The sequence below is a fragment of the Owenweeksia hongkongensis DSM 17368 genome (assembly GCF_000236705.1).
Classification (GTDB): Bacteria; Bacteroidota; Bacteroidia; order Flavobacteriales; family Schleiferiaceae; genus Owenweeksia; species Owenweeksia hongkongensis.
Map to the genome: position 1 here is coordinate 223,063 of NC_016599.1, position 17,920 is coordinate 240,982.

A 17,920-nucleotide genomic window follows, 5' to 3' on the forward strand; every position below is an offset into this window, starting at 1 on the left:
TATGAAATAGTTGGGGCAGGTAAGGAAAAAATTACGCGATCGGGAGCCACTGTTTATGCCAGCTTAAACGTACAGGTACTTCCCACTGGGTATTGAATTGCCCTTTGGTTTCCACCAAATTATTGAACACAGTTGTGTTTTCATCTAAATCACCACTTTCTAATGCCGCTCTGAAATTTACCATATGCATAGTGTCGATCATGGTATTTTCGCTGTCACGGAATGCAATTTGGGTGCGATCCATCAGCGAAATCTTAAGCTCATTTTCTAAGCTTTGTATTTGATGCACCAATTTGTCAATGGAGCATCCAGTAGCTTGGTAGCTATCCTCACTTAAAATGATTACTACAAAGCGATCGTAAAAAATACGAAAAGAGGCTTCTAAATCCTTACCATGAGCTTGCCAGCTTTCTATAAAGTTGATCATTCGAGCACTCACCCTTTCAGTTATTTCAAAGGGCATAAAGTCAGTGGCTTGATAGATCCAAACTCTGGAGTTATCAGGCATATTGTCAAAGTCAGCGTACATAGTATAGAAAGTATAGGTATAATTAGATTAAAGGTCTTGGGCTTCGGCAATCATTTCTGCCAAATCAAGTACGGGTAGCGATCCTTCAAGTTCACTATTTTTCACACCATCTGTCATCATTGTGTTGCAAAATGGGCAACCAGCTGCAATTACATCAGGCTTTGTTTCGATGGCTTCCTCGGTACGTTCTACATTTATGTCTTTTTTACCTGGTTCTGGTTCTTTAAACATTTGAGCACCACCAGCACCGCAGCACAAACCATTGCTTTTGCATCTTCGCATTTCTACAAGCTCTGCATCCAATTTTTGAATTAGTTCGCGAGGTGCTTCATATATGCCATTAGCACGACCAAGGTAGCATGGGTCATGATATGTAATGCGCTTGCCCTTGTAAGGTCCTCCAGAAATTGAAATTTTCCCATCCTTAAGCAGGTTGTTGATAAAAGTAGTGTGATGCATCACTTTATAATTTCCGCCAAGCTCAGGATACTCGTTTGCCATCGTATTAAAACAGTGAGGGCAAGTGGTTACAATTTGGGTGATTTCATAAGCATCCAACACCTGAATATTGGCCATGGCTTGCATCATAAATAGAAACTCGTTCCCGGCACGTTTGGCAGGATCTCCTGTGCAACTTTCTTCTGCGCCAAGCACCGCAAAATTTACGTTGGCCTTGTTGAGTATTTTTACAAAAGCCTTGGTTATTTTCTTAGCTCGATCATCAAAACTTCCGGAGCAACCTACCCAAAATAGTACGTCTGGTTTGGTTCCGGAGGCCATCATTTCGGCCATGGTTGGCACTTTTATAGTTTCGGTTTCCATCTTAATCTATCAGTTCAAAAATTTTGTTATCCGTAGTTCTAAAGCCTACAAAACCTTTAGTGGCATTAATATAAAAAGATTGACGGCTTATGCTATCCCTTTTTAAAAAGTACACATTGCTAAAAGACTTTTCTTGTAATTTCAGGGTGGTTTCAAATCCACATCTTTCACTTACACAGATCAGGCTATCAGTGTATATAAAGCTCAGCTTACCTTGTTCCACATTATCTTCGAAAAAGGTAATGTCCAAAAAATCTCTGGAGCGTGACCCTAATGAAGGATCATACTGTGAATAGACTCTGTAGTTTACTTTATAGGGGTTGTTTACACCTCTTAAAGTAGCAGTATGTTCGCGAACTTCCACATAGTCTAAGGTGCCGACATTTCCGGTAGAGCCAATATCCTGTGAACTCTTTATATAGTTGGTATCAATACCAGCTTGCAAAAAGCTAAGGGTATCATCGGTATTGCTTCTGTAGCGCTTTTCTGTGGTATTATTTGGTATAAATTGCACTATATCATTAGTGGGAGTAAGAGTAAAATAGCTATCCTTATTGCAGGCTTGCAATGCTAAAAGTAGCGCGATAAGTGATAGTGTATTTCTCATGAAAAAAGCTTTTAAATGGCGAGCCGACTATGCTTCATTTATCCAGTTTCCGCGATCGGCTGCTGGGTAAGCCCATGGAGCTCCGTTGTTTTCCACATTGCTCATCATACCATTTAATGCCTGATTAGCAGCAGACTCTTCCATTACCAGATATCTGCGCATATCCATAATAATGGAAAGAGGGTCAATATTTACCGGGCAGGCAACCGTACAAGCGTTGCACGTGGTGCAAGCCCATAGTTCTTCGCGGCTAATGTAGTCATCGATTAAGGTCTTGCCATCCTCTTTGAACTCACCATTGTTAGCGTCTATATTTTTACCCACTTCCTCTAGTCTGTCGCGGGTATCCATCATAATCTTTCGAGGACTAAGCTTTTTACCAGTAATATTTGCCGGACAAGAATCAGTACATCGTCCACACTCGGTACACGCATAAGAATTCATCAGTTGAACCCAATCTAAGTCCATTACATCTTTTGCACCAAATCGTTCAGGCGCAGCGGCCTCAGCACCCTCTGGAGGAGCAGCAAAAGGATCGGCATTTGGATCCATCATTAACTCTACTTCCTTCTTTACACTTTCCATATTGGTAAACTGGCCTTTTGGCTCAAGTTTGGAATACCACACATTAGGGAAAGCCAAAATAATATGGAAGTGCTTGGAGTAGGGGAGGTAGTTTAGGAAAGCAAGTATACCAAGGATATGCGCCCACCAAAATACACGCTCCATGATATGTAACGATTCTACAGAAAAACCTGAAAACATTGGAGCCAACATTCCACTAACCAACCATGGGCCAGCTTTAGCATCAGGCAAATTAGCTTCTACAGCTCCAAGAAGCAAAAGTGCGGTCATCAACACCAATTCTATAATAAGAATATTGTTTCCGTCTTTTTTGGCCCAACCAGTAAGATCCTTAAAGCGAGGAACAACGCTAACGTTTCTACGATATAGAAACACCAGGCAGGCAATTATTACAAGAACTGCAAGAATTTCGAAGAAGTTAATGGCTACATCATAAAGTCCTCCCAAAGGTTCAGCAAATAATCGGTGCGTTCCAAATATTCCATCAATCAGTATTTCGGCTACTTCAATATTGATAAGTAAAAAGCCTGCATAAATAACTACGTGGAAGAATCCAGCAACGGCACGTCTTTTTACCATTTTTGATTGACCAAAGGCTACGCGAGTCATAAGAGCCCAACGCTCACTCGGGCGATCAGATCGATTTTTATCACGGCCCAGTTTTATGTTGCGCCATATTTTACTGAAGCTTCTACCAAATAGGGCAAATGCCGCAATCAACACAACAATGAAAATGATATTTTGAATACCGAAATGCATAGGTCTTTTTGTTTGGTTAGTCCTTTAGTTCCTCTCTTTTGGCTGCATCTTTTTTCTCCTGCTTAAGGAGCTCCTCTTCGTCATAATCCTTTCTCCCACCAAAAAGCTTGATATACCTTTTCGGATTGTATTTAATATCCAAAAGAAGGAGGTCGAGCTGCTCTGATGCGCTTTCTAAATTATTATAAAGCTCGGGGTCATTTACCAGTAAGGCCATGCTTCCATCACCAGAATCTATTTTAGAAAGTACACTTTCCGCTACTAGCAATGTTTTGTTTAGGCTTTCAAAAGTTTCCTTAAATCTCACTTTTGAAAGTGAATCACTGAGGGAGTTTAGATTAGAGAAAATACCGCTTAGTTCTTCGCTATTTTCTTCAAGATTAGTGGTTATCTTATTTAGATTGGCGAAAGTTCCTACTAAGTCATTTTGCGAAGTAGTAACGGTTCTATCTAAAGAACTCATTGTACTTTCTAAATGCGTAAAACTTCGCCTTAAGGATTTAAGAGTAGCTTCAAATCCATCTTTAGAATCATCATCCAAAAAACCGGTAAGCAGGAAAAGTACGGTATCCATGGATCCAAAAAGCTTTTCAACCTTATTCTTTAAAGGAGCAACTTGCTTATTTACTTCTTCGGTAAGGCTCAGCTCAATATTTGACTTTAAGGTATCACCACTTTGTGCAAACTCAGGACTTTTGCCAAGTGTGAGGTTGATAGCCTTATCTCCCAGCAAGTCTGTACTTTGAATCGCAGCTACTGAGTTTTTTGGAATATCAAAATCACTGGTGATGTTTAGTACTACAACCAAGTTTCCTGAACCATCAGGATGGAAATATACTTTATCAACGGTTCCTATTTTGTAGCCATTTAGCAAAATTGCTTTGGCAGGAGTAAGTCCTTCTACACGATCATATACTGCATAGAGTACTTTTTTATTTTCAAAAACGTCTTGGCCTTTTAAAAAACTAAAGCCCCAATAAAGGAGCACCATTGCTATTATGGATACGAGACCGACCTTAAATTCCCTACTGATTTTCAAGAGGTGTAATGTTTGAGTTTAACAAATATTGTAAATTTTATTCAAGCAATTTGCTGGCTTCAGATATTGATATCCTATTACCATCCGCCAAAGCTACAACAAAGGCATCCTTAAAGCCTGCATCCTTCATCTTCATTTTTAATGCTTCTGCTGTTTTTAAATTGGTGGTTTGCCCCACAATGTACTTGTAGAGCCCTCCATCTTCATAAAAACGTACACCTTCCACACCTTTAAAATTTTGAGGAATAAGTTCTTTTTTGATACCACTTGTAGCAAGTTGCACGCAGTAGTAAACCTCTTTTGTATCAACTTGTTTAATAGTAGGTTCAGAAGAAGGAGTTTTTTCTACCGATTTGTTTTCCGTTCCTATTTTTGGCTGAACAGGAGTAGGGGTAGGTTTTGTTTGTACTGGTGGGGTAGCTGGGGCTATCTCAAGGTGAAATTGTTCACGCTCTTCTTTATATTCTTTAAAAGCACGATAAATAGCACTGGCCATATAGGATTGACCCTTTTCAGAATTTAAAAAATCTTCTTCGGTAGGGTTGGTTAAAAAACCAAGTTCGATAAGCACGGATGGCATCACCGCCATTTTGGTAACCATAAGCGGTTGTTGTTTTACGCCACGGTCTTTACGACCTACTCGGGTTCTAAATTGATCCTGTACTTTTTGTGCAAAGGTTACGCTTTGGAGCATAAAAGCTCCTTGGTAAACGCTAAAAGCTATATAACTGCTAGGATTGTTCGGGTCAAAGCCCTCGTATTTTTCTTCGTAATTTTCTTCTAAATAAATTACAGAGTTTTCACGCATAGCTACCCGTAAATTATCATCGTCATGATTTTGCCCCATTACTAAAGATGTAGCCCCTGACACTGATGATTTGGTAAAGGCATCACAATGAATGGATATAAATAAGTCGGCCTCGGCTCGGTTGGCTATTTTAGCACGTTCCTGCAAGTCAACGAATACATCAGTACTACGGGTGTAAATCACTGTTACATCCTTAAAGTTTTCTTGAATATAGCCTCCAACTTTTAGTGCAACAAGTAGAGCTATGTCCTTTTCTGTGGTTTTATATCGTCTTGTGCCAAGGTTTCCTGGGTCATGGCCACCATGGCCGGCATCTATTACTACGGTATGCACGCCTTCTTTTTGAGAGGGTTGTGCATAGGCTGTGATGCCCGTCAACATTAGGGCCGAAAGTATTATAAATACTATACTTTTCTTCAATGGACTGATTTTTGATTAGCTTTGGCCACTCAAACTGGGAGCCAAAAAATTAAGAAGCAAAGGTATAAGTCATCTTGAGCAAAAGGGTGCTAAAATTTATCATTTTATTAACGGTCATTGTTGGCTTTGTTGTGCCCTCCTTTGGTCAGGTAGTTCCGAGCGATAGTTTACCGGCTATAGATTCGGTTGCACAAGCTTTGGATTCTACAACGGCCACGGGTGTTCTGGATTCTCTTTACCAGGATACTCCTGTCTCAAACAAGGTAAGGTTAAGCACTGATTCTATTTACAGCACGCCAGTTTCACGTCCTTCAGATGATGGAGGTTTCTTAACATCAAAGGTTGAATATACAGCTTCAGATAGTATTGTAGGTAGTCTAGATATTGGTGAAGCCTATTTGTATAATGAAGCTAAAGTGTCTTATGAAAATATGACAATTACAGCCGGCTACATTCAAATAAACTTCGATAATAGTGAGGTGTACGCCACAGGTTTACGCGACACTTCGGGTGCAGTAGTTCAAAAACCCATTTTTATAGAAGGGGGAAAGTCGTACAGAGCCGATACCATGCGTTATAATTTTGATTCTAAAAAGGCAAAAATTAAGCGTGTGATCACTAAAGAGGGTGAAGGCTTTTTACATGGTGAGGATGTTAAGAAAATTAATGACAATGTATTTTATGTAAAAAATGCAGCCTACACCACATGCAGTCATGAACATCCACATTTTGAAATTAAAACCAACAAAGCAAAGGTAGTAGCGGGAGATAAAATTATTACCCGGTTTGCATACCTCGAAGTTTTGGACGTACCTACCCCGTTGATTGTTCCGTTTGGATTTTTTCCAACCACCGAAACTCGAAAGTCTGGGATAATAATTCCTGCATATGGGCGAAACTTAAACCGTGGATACTTTCTTACCAATGGTGGATATTATTGGGCCATAAACGATTATTTGGATCTTACTCTTACAGGAGATGCCTATAGCCAAGGGGGATGGGGGTTAAATGGGCGAACCAATTATCGTAAGCGCTATAAATACTCGGGTAATTTTGGAATGAGTTACAGCAAGGTAAGGTATGGAAGAGAGGAGTTTCTGGATTACGGGAGCCAGTTTTTTGCCGATAATTCTCAGTTTGCTGTAAACTGGAGTCATCAGCAAGATGCCAAGGCTAATCCAAGTTTGCGCTTTTCCGCTAATGTAAACTTGAGTTCGGCTAATTATTTCAAACTAAATAGTACGGATAGAGACGAGGTGCTTCAAAATACAGCCAATTCAAGTATTAGTTTAAATAAAAGCTGGGTTGGTAAGCCTTATAACCTTACAGCTACATTAAATCATTCTCAAAATAATACTACCAATGATATGACGGTAACCTTGCCGGATGTAAACTTTTCGGTAAACCGTCAATTTCCTTTCAAGCGAAAAAATGCTGTAGGTAGTAAAAAGTGGTTTGAAGAAATTGGGTATTCTTATAACGTGACAGGGAAAAACGAAATCCGTACTAAAATGGGTAAGCCATTTTTTACTGAAACTGTATTTGCTGATAGTGCTCGTAATGGTGTTCGCCACAGTATTCCTATTAGTGCCAACTACAAGGTGTTTAAAAACTTTGTATTGAACCCAAGTATTAATTATACGGAGCGCTGGTATTTTGAGCGTTCAGAATGGGGGTTTGTAGACTCAATCGATGGAAGAGCTGTGAATCAGGCACGGGTGGTTGATACGACAAAAGGTTTTTATGGTGTACGTGACTTTAGTGTGAATGCCAACTTAAGTACCAAACTATATGGACAATGGAATTATAAAGGATTTGTAAAAGCCATAAGGCATGTGATGACACCTACAGTAGGGCTTTCCTATCGCCCTGATTTTTCTACAGAATTTTGGGGATATTATCAGGATGTACAGGTAGATACTTTAGGGAATACTGAAAGGAGAAACATGTACAATTATGGGCTTTATGGATCTGCTGGTGAGGGGGTGCAGGGTAATGTAAACTTCTCTTTGCTCAATACATTGGAATCTAAAATTCGCGATAAGCAAGATAGTACTGGAGCTAAAAAAGTGAAGATTTTGGAGAGACTAAGTTTGACTACATCCTATAATGTAGCTGCTGAAGAGTTTAAATGGTCCAATGTGAATCTTACCATGTCTTCTTCGATCTTTAAAGGTTTGATATCTCTAAACTATTCGGCTGTTTTTGATCTCTATGGCTATGATGAAATAGAGGGGCAACGAGTAAATGAATTTGCTATTGATGTAAATGGTAAGCTATTGCGTACTACTAGCCAGCGTTTTACAACAGGAATTAATTTGGATCAAAGTAGGTTTAGCAAAAAGGAAAATAGCCAGAAAAGTGATGAGGATAAGCAGTCGCAAGGACCGCTTGCAGACCCTGGTTTTGCCAATGATTTGGGAATTACGGCAGGGGATATAAATTACTACAATACCCGCCAAAGAGTGGATTTTTCTTTGCCTTGGTCGGCAAATGTTAATTACAACCTTACTAAAAGTTATAATGGCTTGGATGCTGTGGTTCGTCAATCGGCAGACATGAATGCCAACTTTGAAATAACTAAAAACTGGAGAGCAGGGATGAGCACTGGTTATGATATTGAAGCCAAAGATTTTACCTACACCTCTTTTGATTTTTATCGAAACCTTCATTGCTGGGAAATCCGTTGCTCATGGGTTCCATTTGGCTTGCAGCAATCTTATACCATTGGTATAAATGTAAAAGCACAAACGCTGAAAGACTTGAAGCTAGAGCGTGTAAGAGGAATTGGAGATTTTGAACGTTAAGATTCCAACCAGTTTTTTATAATCTGAAGGCCACCCTCGGTCATAATCGATTCCGGGTGAAACTGCACTCCGCACACAGCGTATTTATGATGCTCTAAACTCATCACAGTTCCCATTTCCGATTTTGAAGTAATAACTAATTCCTCTGGAAGGGATTTTTCGTCAATGGCCCATGAGTGGTAAAGTCCCACTTTAAATTCTGAGGGTAAATCCTTTAATAGTTTGGAAGGTGTTGTTTGTTTCACATTTCGGAAAATACCATGAGCTACTAACTGTTGATTATATAGTTTTCCCCCAAAAAATTCGGCTATAGCCTGACAGCCCAAGCAAACCCCAAATATGTTTTTTGTTTTATGATACTTTTCTAAAACCATCATTGTAATGCCAGCAGCTACTGGTAACCCTGGTCCTGGGGAAATAATGATGTGCGAAAATTCATCAACTTCCTCTAAAGAAATTTCATCGTTGCGTTTTACCACCACATCATCACATAGCTGATCTACATAGTGGAAAAGATTGTAGGTAAACGAATCGTAATTGTCGAGTATCAGAACTTTCACAAGTAAAATGCTTCTTTTGGTGGCGGCTGCAAATAGAAGAAATTGCTTTGAATTATTAAGAAAATAATACAAGTGTACAGGATGCTGTACTTTTGTATCTTTGTGAAAATAATTATACCATGGAAGTGACCAATCTTACAGACTTTAGGAGAAACATGAAGAGCTATTTTGAACGGGTTTTCAATTTACGAGTGCCCTTATTTATAAGTAGGCCCAAGGGTGAAGATATGGTGCTGATGAGCAAAAGTGATTATGAAAGTATGCAGGAAACTTTTTATCTACTGAAAAGTCCAAAGAATGCAGACAGGTTGTTAGCCGCCATTGAAGAAGACAAGCAGGGAGAAGCCACAGTCCATGATTTACAAGAATAAATGAAGGTTGCGTTCCTTAATCAAGCGTGGGAAGATTATACCTATTGGCAAAAGCATGACAAAAGAATGCTCAGGAAAATTAATGAGCTCTTGAAGGATATTTATCGCTCTCCATTTGAAGGTATTGGAAATCCCGAACCTCTAAAGCACGACCTTTCTGGTTATTGGTCTCGAAGAATAAATTTGGAACATCGCTTGGTGTATAGAATGAATGACGATGAAATCCGAGTTGTACAGTGCAGGTATCACTATTAAAATGTTGAATATCGATCGGGATATTTACCTAATTCATACTTACATTGAGTCAAAATAAAATCGATAATGAAAAAGATAATTACCTCTACCAAAGCCCCAACTCCCATTGGCCCATATAATCAAGCCGTTTTGGCAAATGGTACTCTTTATATTTCCGGGCAAATAGCATTAAACCCTGAAACGGGAGAGCTTATGGATAACACTATTCAGGAGGAAACCGAGTGGGTAATGAAGCACTTGGGGAGTATTTTGGCTGAAGCTGGAATGGATTATTCCAACCTAGTAAAGTGCAGCATTTTTATAAAAGACATGGGGCAGTTTGCACAAATTAATGAAGTATATGCAAAGTACTTTAAGGCCGATCCACCAGCCAGAGAAACTGTAGAAGTAGCTTGCTTGCCCAAAAACGTAAATGTTGAGATTTCGGGGATTGCCGTGAAATAATAATCACCGTTTAATTGTTTGTTTGGACGCTAAGGTTTAAGTGAAGATTTTCTGCATGCACTGACTAGCATTAGGTGTAAGCCTACTATTTATTTCTTGTAAGATTTTATGCATAAAGTTTAATCTAAAAATGTACTTCTTTGTAAGTGATAAATTTTGGAAATGAGAGGTAGATACAATAAGCATGCGCTAATAGCAGGAGGTGTGGTTGCCCTTTGTGGGGGCACAGTAATGGTTGGATGGCTTACCCGGACAGACATTTTATTAAGCCTTATTCCTAATCTTGAAACTATGAAGTGGAATACGGCTGTTGGTTTTGTTCTGGCAGGAATTATCTTATGTCTACAATCATTTTCTTTTTCCAAGCGCAGTGTAGTTATAAAGAGTTTATCTATTCTTCTAGTTCTTTTTGGTGCTTTGCACATTTATCAAGGTTTGTATGAAACCAATTTGGGTATTGACGAACTATTTGTGGAAGATTATATAGCAAGAAGTAAAGGAGGTATTTATCCTGGAAGAATGTCCATTAGTACGGCATTTTGCTTCTTTTTATTAGGCTTGGCTCAATTGTGTTTTTTTTATAAAAATAAACTTTGCCCGTTTGTTAGTTCCTTTTTTAATCATGTGGTAATATTTGTGGCATTGGTCTCAATTGTCGGCTATATGTATGAGATTCCAGCTTTTCATAAGCTTACATTTTTGGTTTCCATGGCTCTTCACACCTCCATTGGCTTTTTGGTGCTCGGTTTTTTCTTTCAGATGAACACACCACAATGGGGTTTGACCGCTTTATTTTTTGGTGATAAGGTTGGGCAAATAATGGCTCGAAATCTCTTTCCACTGCTTACCATATTGGTATTGTTTCTTGGTGTAGCTTGGGTTAATGCTCATCGCTTAGGGCTGATAAGCATGGAGTTTGGTATTAGTCTTTTTGTATTACTTTTTTTGGTGGTTGGTCTTTTTATGATTTGGTTTACAGCAACTTCTCTAAATAAAGTAGATAAAGGAAGGCGGAAAGCGGAAGCTGCCCTGAAAGAAGCAAACGCAAAACTTGAATTAAAAGTAATGCAAAGGACAGCTGCTCTTAGTGATATAAATACCGAACTTCAAAAGAGTAATGAAAGGAATAAAATTTTTGTAAGTCAAGCCCCCAATGCTATTGCAATGTTTGATACAGAGATGAAATACATTGCTGCTTCTGAGAAATGGTATGAGGATTATGATCTATTTGGAAAGGATATTATAGGTAAATCTCATTATGATATATTTCCTGAAATAGGTGACGATTGGAAAGAAATTCATACGAAATGCCAGCAGGGAGACGTAAACAAATGTGATGAGGCTGGTTTTGAAAGAGAAGACGGGTCTATGCAGTGGATAAAATGGGAAGTTAGGCCATGGTACTCATCTCCAGATGACATTGGTGGAATCCTGATGTATACAGAAGATATTACCACACAAAAAATTAGAGAACAAGAAAAAAGACGTATCGAAGAGATATTGTCAAAAACCTCTGATATTGCCAGAATTGGGGTTTGGGATTTAGATTTAGCAGATAAAAAGGTTAACTGGGATAAGGTAACAAAGGAAATTCATGAGGTAGAAGAGGATTATGTACCGGAATTTAAAACCGCTATAGATTTTTATAAAGAAGGTAAAAGCAGAGATGCTATTAAATCCATGGTAGATCATACAGCAGAAACGGGTGCACCCTTTGATGCTGAGCTGGAGATAACTACAGCCTCAGGAAGAAGCAAATGGATAAGGACAATTGGACAAGCTGAATATGACAAAGGAGAATGCATCAGGTTATATGGGCTTTTTCAGGATATTGATCAAATAAAAAATGCTCAATATGCATTGGATAAGGTAAATCAGGAATTGACAGCTATTCTTGATTCCGGTACCAATGTTTCCATTATAAGTACCGATCTTGATGGAGTCATAACTCATTTTAGCAAAGGGGCGGAGGCTTTACTTAGATACTCCATGGAAGAAATGGTGGGAATAACTACTCCAAATGTATTACACTGTGAAGAAGAGGTTCATGATCGCGGGATGGCATTATCAACAGAATATGGTAGAGATATTCGCGGTTTTGATGTGTTTACAGAGGCAGTGAAGCGTGGGGGGTATGAAAATAGGGAGTGGACATATATTTCAAAAGATGAGAGGCGCTTTCCTGTGCAGTTAGCTGTGACCGGAATAAGAGATAGTAACGGAAACTTAAAAGGCTATTTGGGGGTAGCCACGGATATATCCGAAATTAAGCAAAAGGAAGAACGACTTAAAGAGGCAAATGAAAACCTAGAGGCCTTGGCTGCAAGGCTCACTAATCAAAACCGTCAGTTAGCCAATTTTGCTCAAATCACATCTCACAACCTAAGAGCACCAGTGAGCAACCTCTTGGCCTTACTTAATTTATACAATGATTCTACCGATCAGGCGGATAGGGATATGTTAATAGAAAAGTTTGGTACAGTGATAACCCATCTTTTTGAAACCTTAAATGATTTAATGGAGGCACTCAAAATTCAAGAGCAAACACCACAACAAACGGAGCAAGTAAGTTTTCAGAAGGTTTTTGATAAAACCTTGGAATTACTTTCAGGGCAAATTTTGGAACATCAAATACAGGTAGATTTTGAATTTGATGAAGCTTCGGAGATAAGATATAATTCCGATTATATGGATAGCATTTTCCTAAACCTGATGTCCAATGCAATTAAGTATAGATCTACCAACCGACAGGCTTGGATGTCTGTAAAAACCCTTCGAGATGAGGAAGGGAATATAGAGCTTCATGTAGAAGATAATGGTCTAGGAATAAACATGAAAAGACATGCAGAAAAATTATTCGGGTTGCATAAAACGTTTCATAGAAATCCTGATGCTAAAGGAGTGGGCCTATATCTTACGAAAACACAAATTGTAGCTATGGGGGGTAACATAAAGGCCTACAGTGAAATAGATAAGGGTACTAAGTTTGTAATCAAGTTTAATAAATCGAAATAAGTAGTAAGCCTACCGAAGAGTGTCAGGATTCATTAGGTTTCAAAACCTAAGTCGCAATGCGAGTATATAAAATACCATCTACTTAACCCACATCACCTATTTTCGCCAGTTCTATGGATTCACTTACGCAGATAGTTTTAGGGGCGGCTGTTGGCGAGGCTGTGCTTGGTAAAAAAGTTGGTAATAAGGCAGTGCTTTATGGTGCCATTGCGGGCACTATTCCGGATTTTGATGTACTGGCCTCTAACTTTACTGATACAGTTACAGCCCTTGCTGTTCATCGGGGGTTTACACACTCCATAGTTTTTTCTGTGCTTTTTGCGCCCATCTTTGGTTGGATAGTTTCCCGTTATGAATCCTATAAAAGCTTCAAAGGCTGGTCATGGCTTTTCTTTTGGGCCTTTATCACTCATCCACTTTTAGATGCACACACCACTTGGGGCACACAATTGTTTTGGCCTATGGATGCACGTTTGGCGTTCAAAACCATATTTGTGATTGACCCGCTTTATACATTGCCTTTTTTGATGTTTTTGATTTTAGCCATGCGGCAAAAGCGTACATCTCTAAAACGCAGACGCTACAATAATCTCGGACTCATTATTAGCTCCAGCTATTTGGCTCTTACATTTCTGCTAAAAGCTTTGGCCTTCTCAAAATTTGAATGGGCATTACATGAGCAAAACATAGAATATACTCAACTTGACACACGCCCTTCGCCCATGAACACTATATTATGGAGCGCCAATGTAGAAGCTGATGACACCTACTTATTGGGGAGTTACTCGTTTTTTGATACTCAACCCATCACTTTTGAAAAGTATCCCAAAAATCACGAGTTGCTGGGAAACCTCTCGGAGCATGAAAAAGTACAGCGAATGATTCATATTTCCGAAGACTGGTATACCATCAGTAGAGAAGATGGGCAATTGTATTTTAATGATTTGCGCTTTGGTTTAATGAGCTTGGAGCCCAATTCTCAAAATTTTGTTTTTAAGTATAGGATAGATGTTGACTCAACTGGACAAGTTCATTTTACCGAAGAGGCTAAAGCACCACGCGATGGCAAGAAATTACTGAAAGAGCTTTGGGAACGGGTAAAAGGGAACTGACTTTTGATAGAAATAGACCTGACAGGTTTTTTAGCGTTGCGTTGAAAAACCTGTCAGGTCTTGTAAGTGAAAGTTTAGGACTATGAAGGCACAACAAACTCACTGCCCATTGCTACTCCTGCTATAAGCCCAATAAACATAAGCACATATAGCCCAATAACTACTATCGTCATGATCCCCACAAACTTGAAGAAGCTCTTGTTTTTGTCTAATGCTAATATCAATTGGGTCTCATCTTCAGATTGTACCGCTAGGTTTAGCTTCTCAGCATATTGATATAAATAGCGACTAGGGAAAAAGTATAAGGCTGCCGCCAAAATATAAATTACTCCTAAGGCACTACCTCCAATTAAGTTCATTGCTGGATTATCGGTAGAAGGAAAAGAGCTTCCAATAGCAGCTAGTCCAAGACCCGCAATAACCATCAACCCACATCCTATAAAACCTATTATACTTAGGAATTTGGTCCATTTTGCAGTTGTGCTCAGCATTTGGCGGACGTAGTCTGTTTTTAAAAGTGATGGCTGTTGAGGGTCTGGATTAAGAGTATCTAAAGGTTCCATAGTTTTATGTTTTTTTAGTTGATAAAGAGCGAAAATAGAATATTCATTGAAATGGGATTCCTCAATTAAGAATATGGCTTAAATTCGCGCAAGCTTAGAAAGAATCGAATAAATCATTCATTATGAATTTTGACTTAATAGTATTGGGCAGTGGCCCCGGAGGATATGTAGCAGCTATCAGAGCAGCACAACTAGGTTTGAAAACTGCCATTATAGAGCGCGAAAGCCTTGGTGGAATTTGCCTAAACTGGGGATGTATCCCAACCAAAGCACTTCTTAAGAGCGCCAATGTATTTGAATATATGAATCACGCTGAAGACTACGGTCTGAGAGCTGAGAATGTAGATAAAGATTTTACCAAAGTGGTAAAGCGCAGCCGTACTGTTGCCGAAGGAATGAGCAACGGTATCAAATTCTTGATGAAGAAAAACAAGATTGAGGTGATCATGGGCGAAGGTACCGTGAAGGCCGGCAAAAAGATTTCTGTAAAAGGAGAAGACGGTAAAACTACCGAGTATAGCGCAAAAAATATCATCATTGCTACTGGAGGACGCAGCCGTGAGTTGCCAAGCTTGCCGCAAGATGGAAAGAAAATCATAGGTTACCGCCAAGCGATGAACTTGCCTGAGCAGCCAAAGAAAATGGTGATCGTAGGTTCAGGAGCAATCGGTGTTGAGTTTGCCTATTTCTATAATACTATGGGAACTGAAGTTACTGTAGTAGAATTTCTTCCAAACGTGGTGCCAGTGGAAGATGAGGAAGTTTCAAAACAATTGGAGCGTAGCCTTAAAAAAACGGGTATCAAAATTATGACCAATAGCGAAGTAACTAAAGTAGATACTTCTGGTGATGGTTGTAAAGTAACTGTGAAGACCAAAAAAGGAGAGGAGCAAATCGATTGCGATGTAGTTCTTTCTGCCGTTGGTGTTACTGCTAATATCGAAAATATCGGTTTGGAATCTGTAGGCATCAAAACTGAAAAAGGAAAAATCATGGTAGACGATTATTACGCTACCAACGTTGATGGATATTATGCTATCGGTGACTGTGTTCCTGGACAAGCTTTAGCTCACGTAGCTTCAGCTGAAGGTATTATTTGTGTGGAGAAAATTGCTGGACACCATCCACAACCATTAGATTATAACAACATCCCGGGATGTACTTACTGTTCTCCTGAAATCGCTTCTGTAGGTTATACTGAGAAAGCTGCTAAGGAAGCAGGTTTTGAACTTAAAGTGGGTAAATTCCCATTCTCAGCAAGTGGTAAAGCAAGTGCTGCTGGTCACAAAGATGGTTTTGTAAAAGTGATTTTTGACGCCAAGTACGGTGAATTCTTAGGTTGCCACATGATTGGAGCCAACGTTACCGAAATGATTGCCGAGGCAGTTGTAGCACGTAAGTTGGAAACTACCGGAATGGAAATTGTAAAATCTGTACACCCACACCCAACCATGAGTGAGGCTGTGATGGAAGCTGCTGCTGCTGCTTATGATGAGGTGATTCATTTGTAAGTAAGCACTTATATATTTTTGAAGAGCCCCGAAATGTTTCGGGGCTTTTTTTATGAAATATGATACCTACTCGTCATATTTGTCGTTCAACCTTTGTTGGGTTTTAATTCATTTGAATGAAGTTTATAAAACATACGCTTGCTGCTCTTATCCTTACACTCAATTTTGCAATAGCTCAAAAAGGAGATAGCACTTTAGTTTTCGAAATCAATTTTAATTTGGATTCATACGCTTTATCCAAAGCTCAAAAAGCTAAAGTGGACAGCGTGTTGGATTTGGCTCCAATTTCTGTTTTAAAACATGTAGAAATTTACGGTCATACCGATAGTCTTGCCGGAATAGAATACAATCGTCAACTTTCAAAAAGAAGGGTTCAAAGCATTCTTACCTATCTTGTTTACAATGGTTTAGACCCATTGTTAGTAGATGCTGATTACTATGGAGAAGAAAGACCGAAGTATGACAATGCCGCAGAAACCAGGGCTCGAAACAGAAGGGTAGAAGTACATTTATCCATTGACCCAAGCCTGTTCCCAAAGCCAGAGTACCGCATTACAAGTGAGAAGTTTAAAAAAGGAGAACGCATCCGCTTACCAAATCTCAATTTTGTGGGAAACCAACCCATTCCGGTAGCACAAAGTTTTTCTGTGCTCAGGGATTTACTCGAAGTAATGTTGATGTATCCTGATTTACAAATTGAATTGCAGGGCCACGTTTGTTGTAATGATAATTATGAGCTTTCTATGGAGCGATCCAAGATGGTGCATGACTTTTTGGTAGGAAATGGTATTGACCAATCACGGTTGAGTTATAAAGGATTTAGCAACAAGAAGCCCCTTTTTAAAGAAAAAACAGAAAAGGAGAAAGCACTGAACCGAAGGGTAGAAGTATTGGTAATTGACAACAGTGACAGAGTGGAGAATGTAATTGCCCTCGATAAAAAGTTGGACTTGAGAGCACCCGTACTTGGTGTTACTTTTTTCAACAAAAAATCAAGGCTTACACCTCAGGGCGATCATTCCCTTTCGCTTATCGCTGAAATGTTGCAGCACCCTGAAAATCTTTACTTCGAATTTGTGATATTTGATAACATTAATGACAATGCCCTTACCAAGGGAAGAGGCTTTGCAATTGACAGGACGCTAAAAAAAATGTATGTGCCTAGGGAGTTATTTTTGGTACGCCCAAAACCAGCAACTTCCCGAATGCCCGACTCTGACAACAATAATTTTTTAATGGTGAAAATTTCTGAAAAGTGATGGGTTACAACAAGTACTTTAAGGACGAAGTAGCACCAGTGCTAGCCAAGCTTAGTGCTGATGCGAAGCCTGAATGGGGTAGCATGAATGCTGAAGAAATGGTCGAGCACTTGATAGCTGGTATTACAATAAGCATGGAAGATGCGCCTCGAAAAATTACAACCCCGGAAGATAAGCTGCCGGTTTTCAAGAAGTTTTTGATGAGCGACCGTCCATTTGGAAAAGATTTACCAAGGCCTAAAGAATTTGATGATTATCCCACAAAAAATGGCGACATTAATGGGAAGAAAGTGGAGTTGCTAAAACGTATTGAAGAAATGCTTCAGTACTTTGAAAAGCATCCATACCATAGTGCTATTCATTCTAGTTTTGGAAGGCTCAATGTGGCAGAGTGGAAACACTTGCACAAGAAACATTTTACACATCACTTCCTACAATTTGGATTGCTATAGCT

The 17,920-nt window shown here is 39.2% G+C and carries 17 protein-coding genes; 9 read left to right on the forward strand and 8 right to left on the reverse strand.

Annotated elements, in window-relative coordinates; all coding sequences use genetic code 11:
* Positions 1–31 precede the first annotated feature (31 nt).
* The 6 genes from OWEHO_RS01025 to OWEHO_RS01050 are packed head-to-tail and all read right to left on the reverse strand — an operon-like array spanning position 32 to position 5,569.
* On the reverse strand, positions 32–529 hold the full coding sequence (locus OWEHO_RS01025; protein WP_014200588.1) for a hypothetical protein: 498 nt from the start codon (positions 527–529) through the stop codon (positions 32–34).
* A 27-nt stretch (positions 530–556) separates the two neighbouring features.
* On the reverse strand, positions 557–1,351 hold the full coding sequence (locus tag OWEHO_RS01030) for a (Fe-S)-binding protein (protein ID WP_014200589.1): 795 nt from the start codon (positions 1,349–1,351) through the stop codon (positions 557–559).
* 1 nt (position 1,352) lies between these two features.
* A complete protein-coding gene (locus tag OWEHO_RS01035) occupies positions 1,353–1,958 on the reverse strand; it encodes a hypothetical protein (protein ID WP_014200590.1) in 606 nt (201 codons plus the stop codon).
* A gap of 27 nt (positions 1,959–1,985) precedes the next feature.
* Positions 1,986–3,302 (reverse strand): (Fe-S)-binding protein, encoded by a 1,317-nt coding sequence (locus OWEHO_RS01040; protein WP_014200591.1) that lies wholly within the window; start codon positions 3,300–3,302, stop codon positions 1,986–1,988.
* A gap of 16 nt (positions 3,303–3,318) precedes the next feature.
* Entirely contained in the window at positions 3,319–4,341 is a 1,023-nt protein-coding gene (locus OWEHO_RS01045) for an MlaD family protein (protein WP_014200592.1), read from the reverse strand.
* Between the two features lie 37 nt (positions 4,342–4,378).
* On the reverse strand, positions 4,379–5,569 hold the full coding sequence (locus OWEHO_RS01050) for an N-acetylmuramoyl-L-alanine amidase family protein (protein ID WP_143764438.1): 1,191 nt from the start codon (positions 5,567–5,569) through the stop codon (positions 4,379–4,381).
* 86 nt (positions 5,570–5,655) lie between these two features.
* Between OWEHO_RS01050 and OWEHO_RS01055 the strand changes: the two genes are divergently transcribed.
* Positions 5,656–8,376 carry a putative LPS assembly protein LptD gene (locus OWEHO_RS01055; RefSeq protein ID WP_223252705.1) on the forward strand — a complete coding sequence of 907 codons (2,721 nt, stop codon included), beginning with the start codon at positions 5,656–5,658 and terminating at the stop codon, positions 8,374–8,376.
* Here OWEHO_RS01055 and OWEHO_RS01060 read toward each other — a convergent pair.
* Positions 8,373–8,936: an anthranilate synthase component II gene (locus OWEHO_RS01060; protein WP_041627774.1), complete on the reverse strand. Its 564-nt coding sequence runs from the start codon at positions 8,934–8,936 to the stop codon at positions 8,373–8,375. The genes OWEHO_RS01055 and OWEHO_RS01060 overlap by 4 nt on opposite strands.
* Positions 8,937–9,055: 119 nt before the next feature.
* On the opposite strand from OWEHO_RS01060, the gene OWEHO_RS01065 reads away from it, so the two are divergent.
* From OWEHO_RS01065 to OWEHO_RS01085, 5 genes are all read left to right on the forward strand, one after another.
* Positions 9,056–9,307: a type II toxin-antitoxin system Phd/YefM family antitoxin gene (locus OWEHO_RS01065; RefSeq protein ID WP_014200596.1), complete on the forward strand. Its 252-nt coding sequence runs from the start codon at positions 9,056–9,058 to the stop codon at positions 9,305–9,307.
* The gene (locus tag OWEHO_RS01070) at positions 9,308–9,562 is read left to right on the forward strand and encodes a Txe/YoeB family addiction module toxin (protein WP_014200597.1); all 255 of its coding nucleotides are present in this window, start codon (positions 9,308–9,310) and stop codon (positions 9,560–9,562) included. It abuts the gene before it with no gap.
* Positions 9,563–9,628: 66 nt separating this feature from the next.
* Positions 9,629–10,006 (forward strand): RidA family protein, encoded by a 378-nt coding sequence (locus tag OWEHO_RS01075; protein WP_014200598.1) that lies wholly within the window; start codon positions 9,629–9,631, stop codon positions 10,004–10,006.
* Between the two features lie 162 nt (positions 10,007–10,168).
* Positions 10,169–13,021, forward strand: a complete 2,853-nt coding sequence (locus OWEHO_RS17640; protein ID WP_014200599.1) for a PAS domain S-box protein — start codon at positions 10,169–10,171, stop codon at positions 13,019–13,021.
* A gap of 113 nt (positions 13,022–13,134) precedes the next feature.
* Positions 13,135–14,133 carry a metal-dependent hydrolase gene (locus tag OWEHO_RS01085; RefSeq protein ID WP_014200600.1) on the forward strand — a complete coding sequence of 333 codons (999 nt, stop codon included), beginning with the start codon at positions 13,135–13,137 and terminating at the stop codon, positions 14,131–14,133.
* An 80-nt stretch (positions 14,134–14,213) separates the two neighbouring features.
* On the opposite strand, the gene OWEHO_RS01090 is transcribed toward OWEHO_RS01085, so the two are convergent.
* Positions 14,214–14,696, reverse strand: a complete 483-nt coding sequence (locus OWEHO_RS01090; protein ID WP_014200601.1) for a DUF5362 family protein — start codon at positions 14,694–14,696, stop codon at positions 14,214–14,216.
* A gap of 122 nt (positions 14,697–14,818) precedes the next feature.
* On the opposite strand from OWEHO_RS01090, the gene lpdA reads away from it, so the two are divergent.
* The 3 genes from lpdA to OWEHO_RS01105 all read left to right on the forward strand — a co-directional run bounded on the left by lpdA (position 14,819) and on the right by OWEHO_RS01105 (position 17,918).
* On the forward strand, positions 14,819–16,207 hold the full coding sequence (lpdA, locus tag OWEHO_RS01095) for a dihydrolipoyl dehydrogenase (protein WP_014200602.1): 1,389 nt from the start codon (positions 14,819–14,821) through the stop codon (positions 16,205–16,207).
* A 116-nt stretch (positions 16,208–16,323) separates the two neighbouring features.
* Entirely contained in the window at positions 16,324–17,466 is a 1,143-nt protein-coding gene (locus OWEHO_RS17645; RefSeq protein ID WP_014200603.1) for an OmpA family protein, read from the forward strand.
* Positions 17,466–17,918, forward strand: a complete 453-nt coding sequence (locus OWEHO_RS01105; protein ID WP_014200604.1) for a DUF1569 domain-containing protein — start codon at positions 17,466–17,468, stop codon at positions 17,916–17,918. Before OWEHO_RS17645 ends, OWEHO_RS01105 begins: the two co-directional genes overlap by 1 nt.
* Positions 17,919–17,920: the final 2 nt, after the last annotated feature.

Coding starts and splice junctions, on each gene's coding strand:
- OWEHO_RS17645 (WP_014200603.1), top strand. CDS start 16,324: ATGAAGTTTATAAAACATACGCTTGCTGCTCTTATCCTTACACTCAAT.
- OWEHO_RS01090 (WP_014200601.1), bottom strand. CDS start 14,696: ATGGAACCTTTAGATACTCTTAATCCAGACCCTCAACAGCCATCACTT.
- OWEHO_RS01025 (WP_014200588.1), bottom strand. CDS start 529: ATGTACGCTGACTTTGACAATATGCCTGATAACTCCAGAGTTTGGATC.
- OWEHO_RS01035 (WP_014200590.1), bottom strand. CDS start 1,958: ATGAGAAATACACTATCACTTATCGCGCTACTTTTAGCATTGCAAGCC.
- OWEHO_RS01070 (WP_014200597.1), top strand. CDS start 9,308: ATGAAGGTTGCGTTCCTTAATCAAGCGTGGGAAGATTATACCTATTGG.
- OWEHO_RS01040 (WP_014200591.1), bottom strand. CDS start 3,302: ATGCATTTCGGTATTCAAAATATCATTTTCATTGTTGTGTTGATTGCG.
- lpdA (WP_014200602.1), top strand. CDS start 14,819: ATGAATTTTGACTTAATAGTATTGGGCAGTGGCCCCGGAGGATATGTA.
- OWEHO_RS01065 (WP_014200596.1), top strand. CDS start 9,056: ATGGAAGTGACCAATCTTACAGACTTTAGGAGAAACATGAAGAGCTAT.
- OWEHO_RS01030 (WP_014200589.1), bottom strand. CDS start 1,351: ATGGAAACCGAAACTATAAAAGTGCCAACCATGGCCGAAATGATGGCC.
- OWEHO_RS17640 (WP_014200599.1), top strand. CDS start 10,169: ATGAGAGGTAGATACAATAAGCATGCGCTAATAGCAGGAGGTGTGGTT.
- OWEHO_RS01105 (WP_014200604.1), top strand. CDS start 17,466: ATGGGTTACAACAAGTACTTTAAGGACGAAGTAGCACCAGTGCTAGCC.
- OWEHO_RS01085 (WP_014200600.1), top strand. CDS start 13,135: ATGGATTCACTTACGCAGATAGTTTTAGGGGCGGCTGTTGGCGAGGCT.
- OWEHO_RS01075 (WP_014200598.1), top strand. CDS start 9,629: ATGAAAAAGATAATTACCTCTACCAAAGCCCCAACTCCCATTGGCCCA.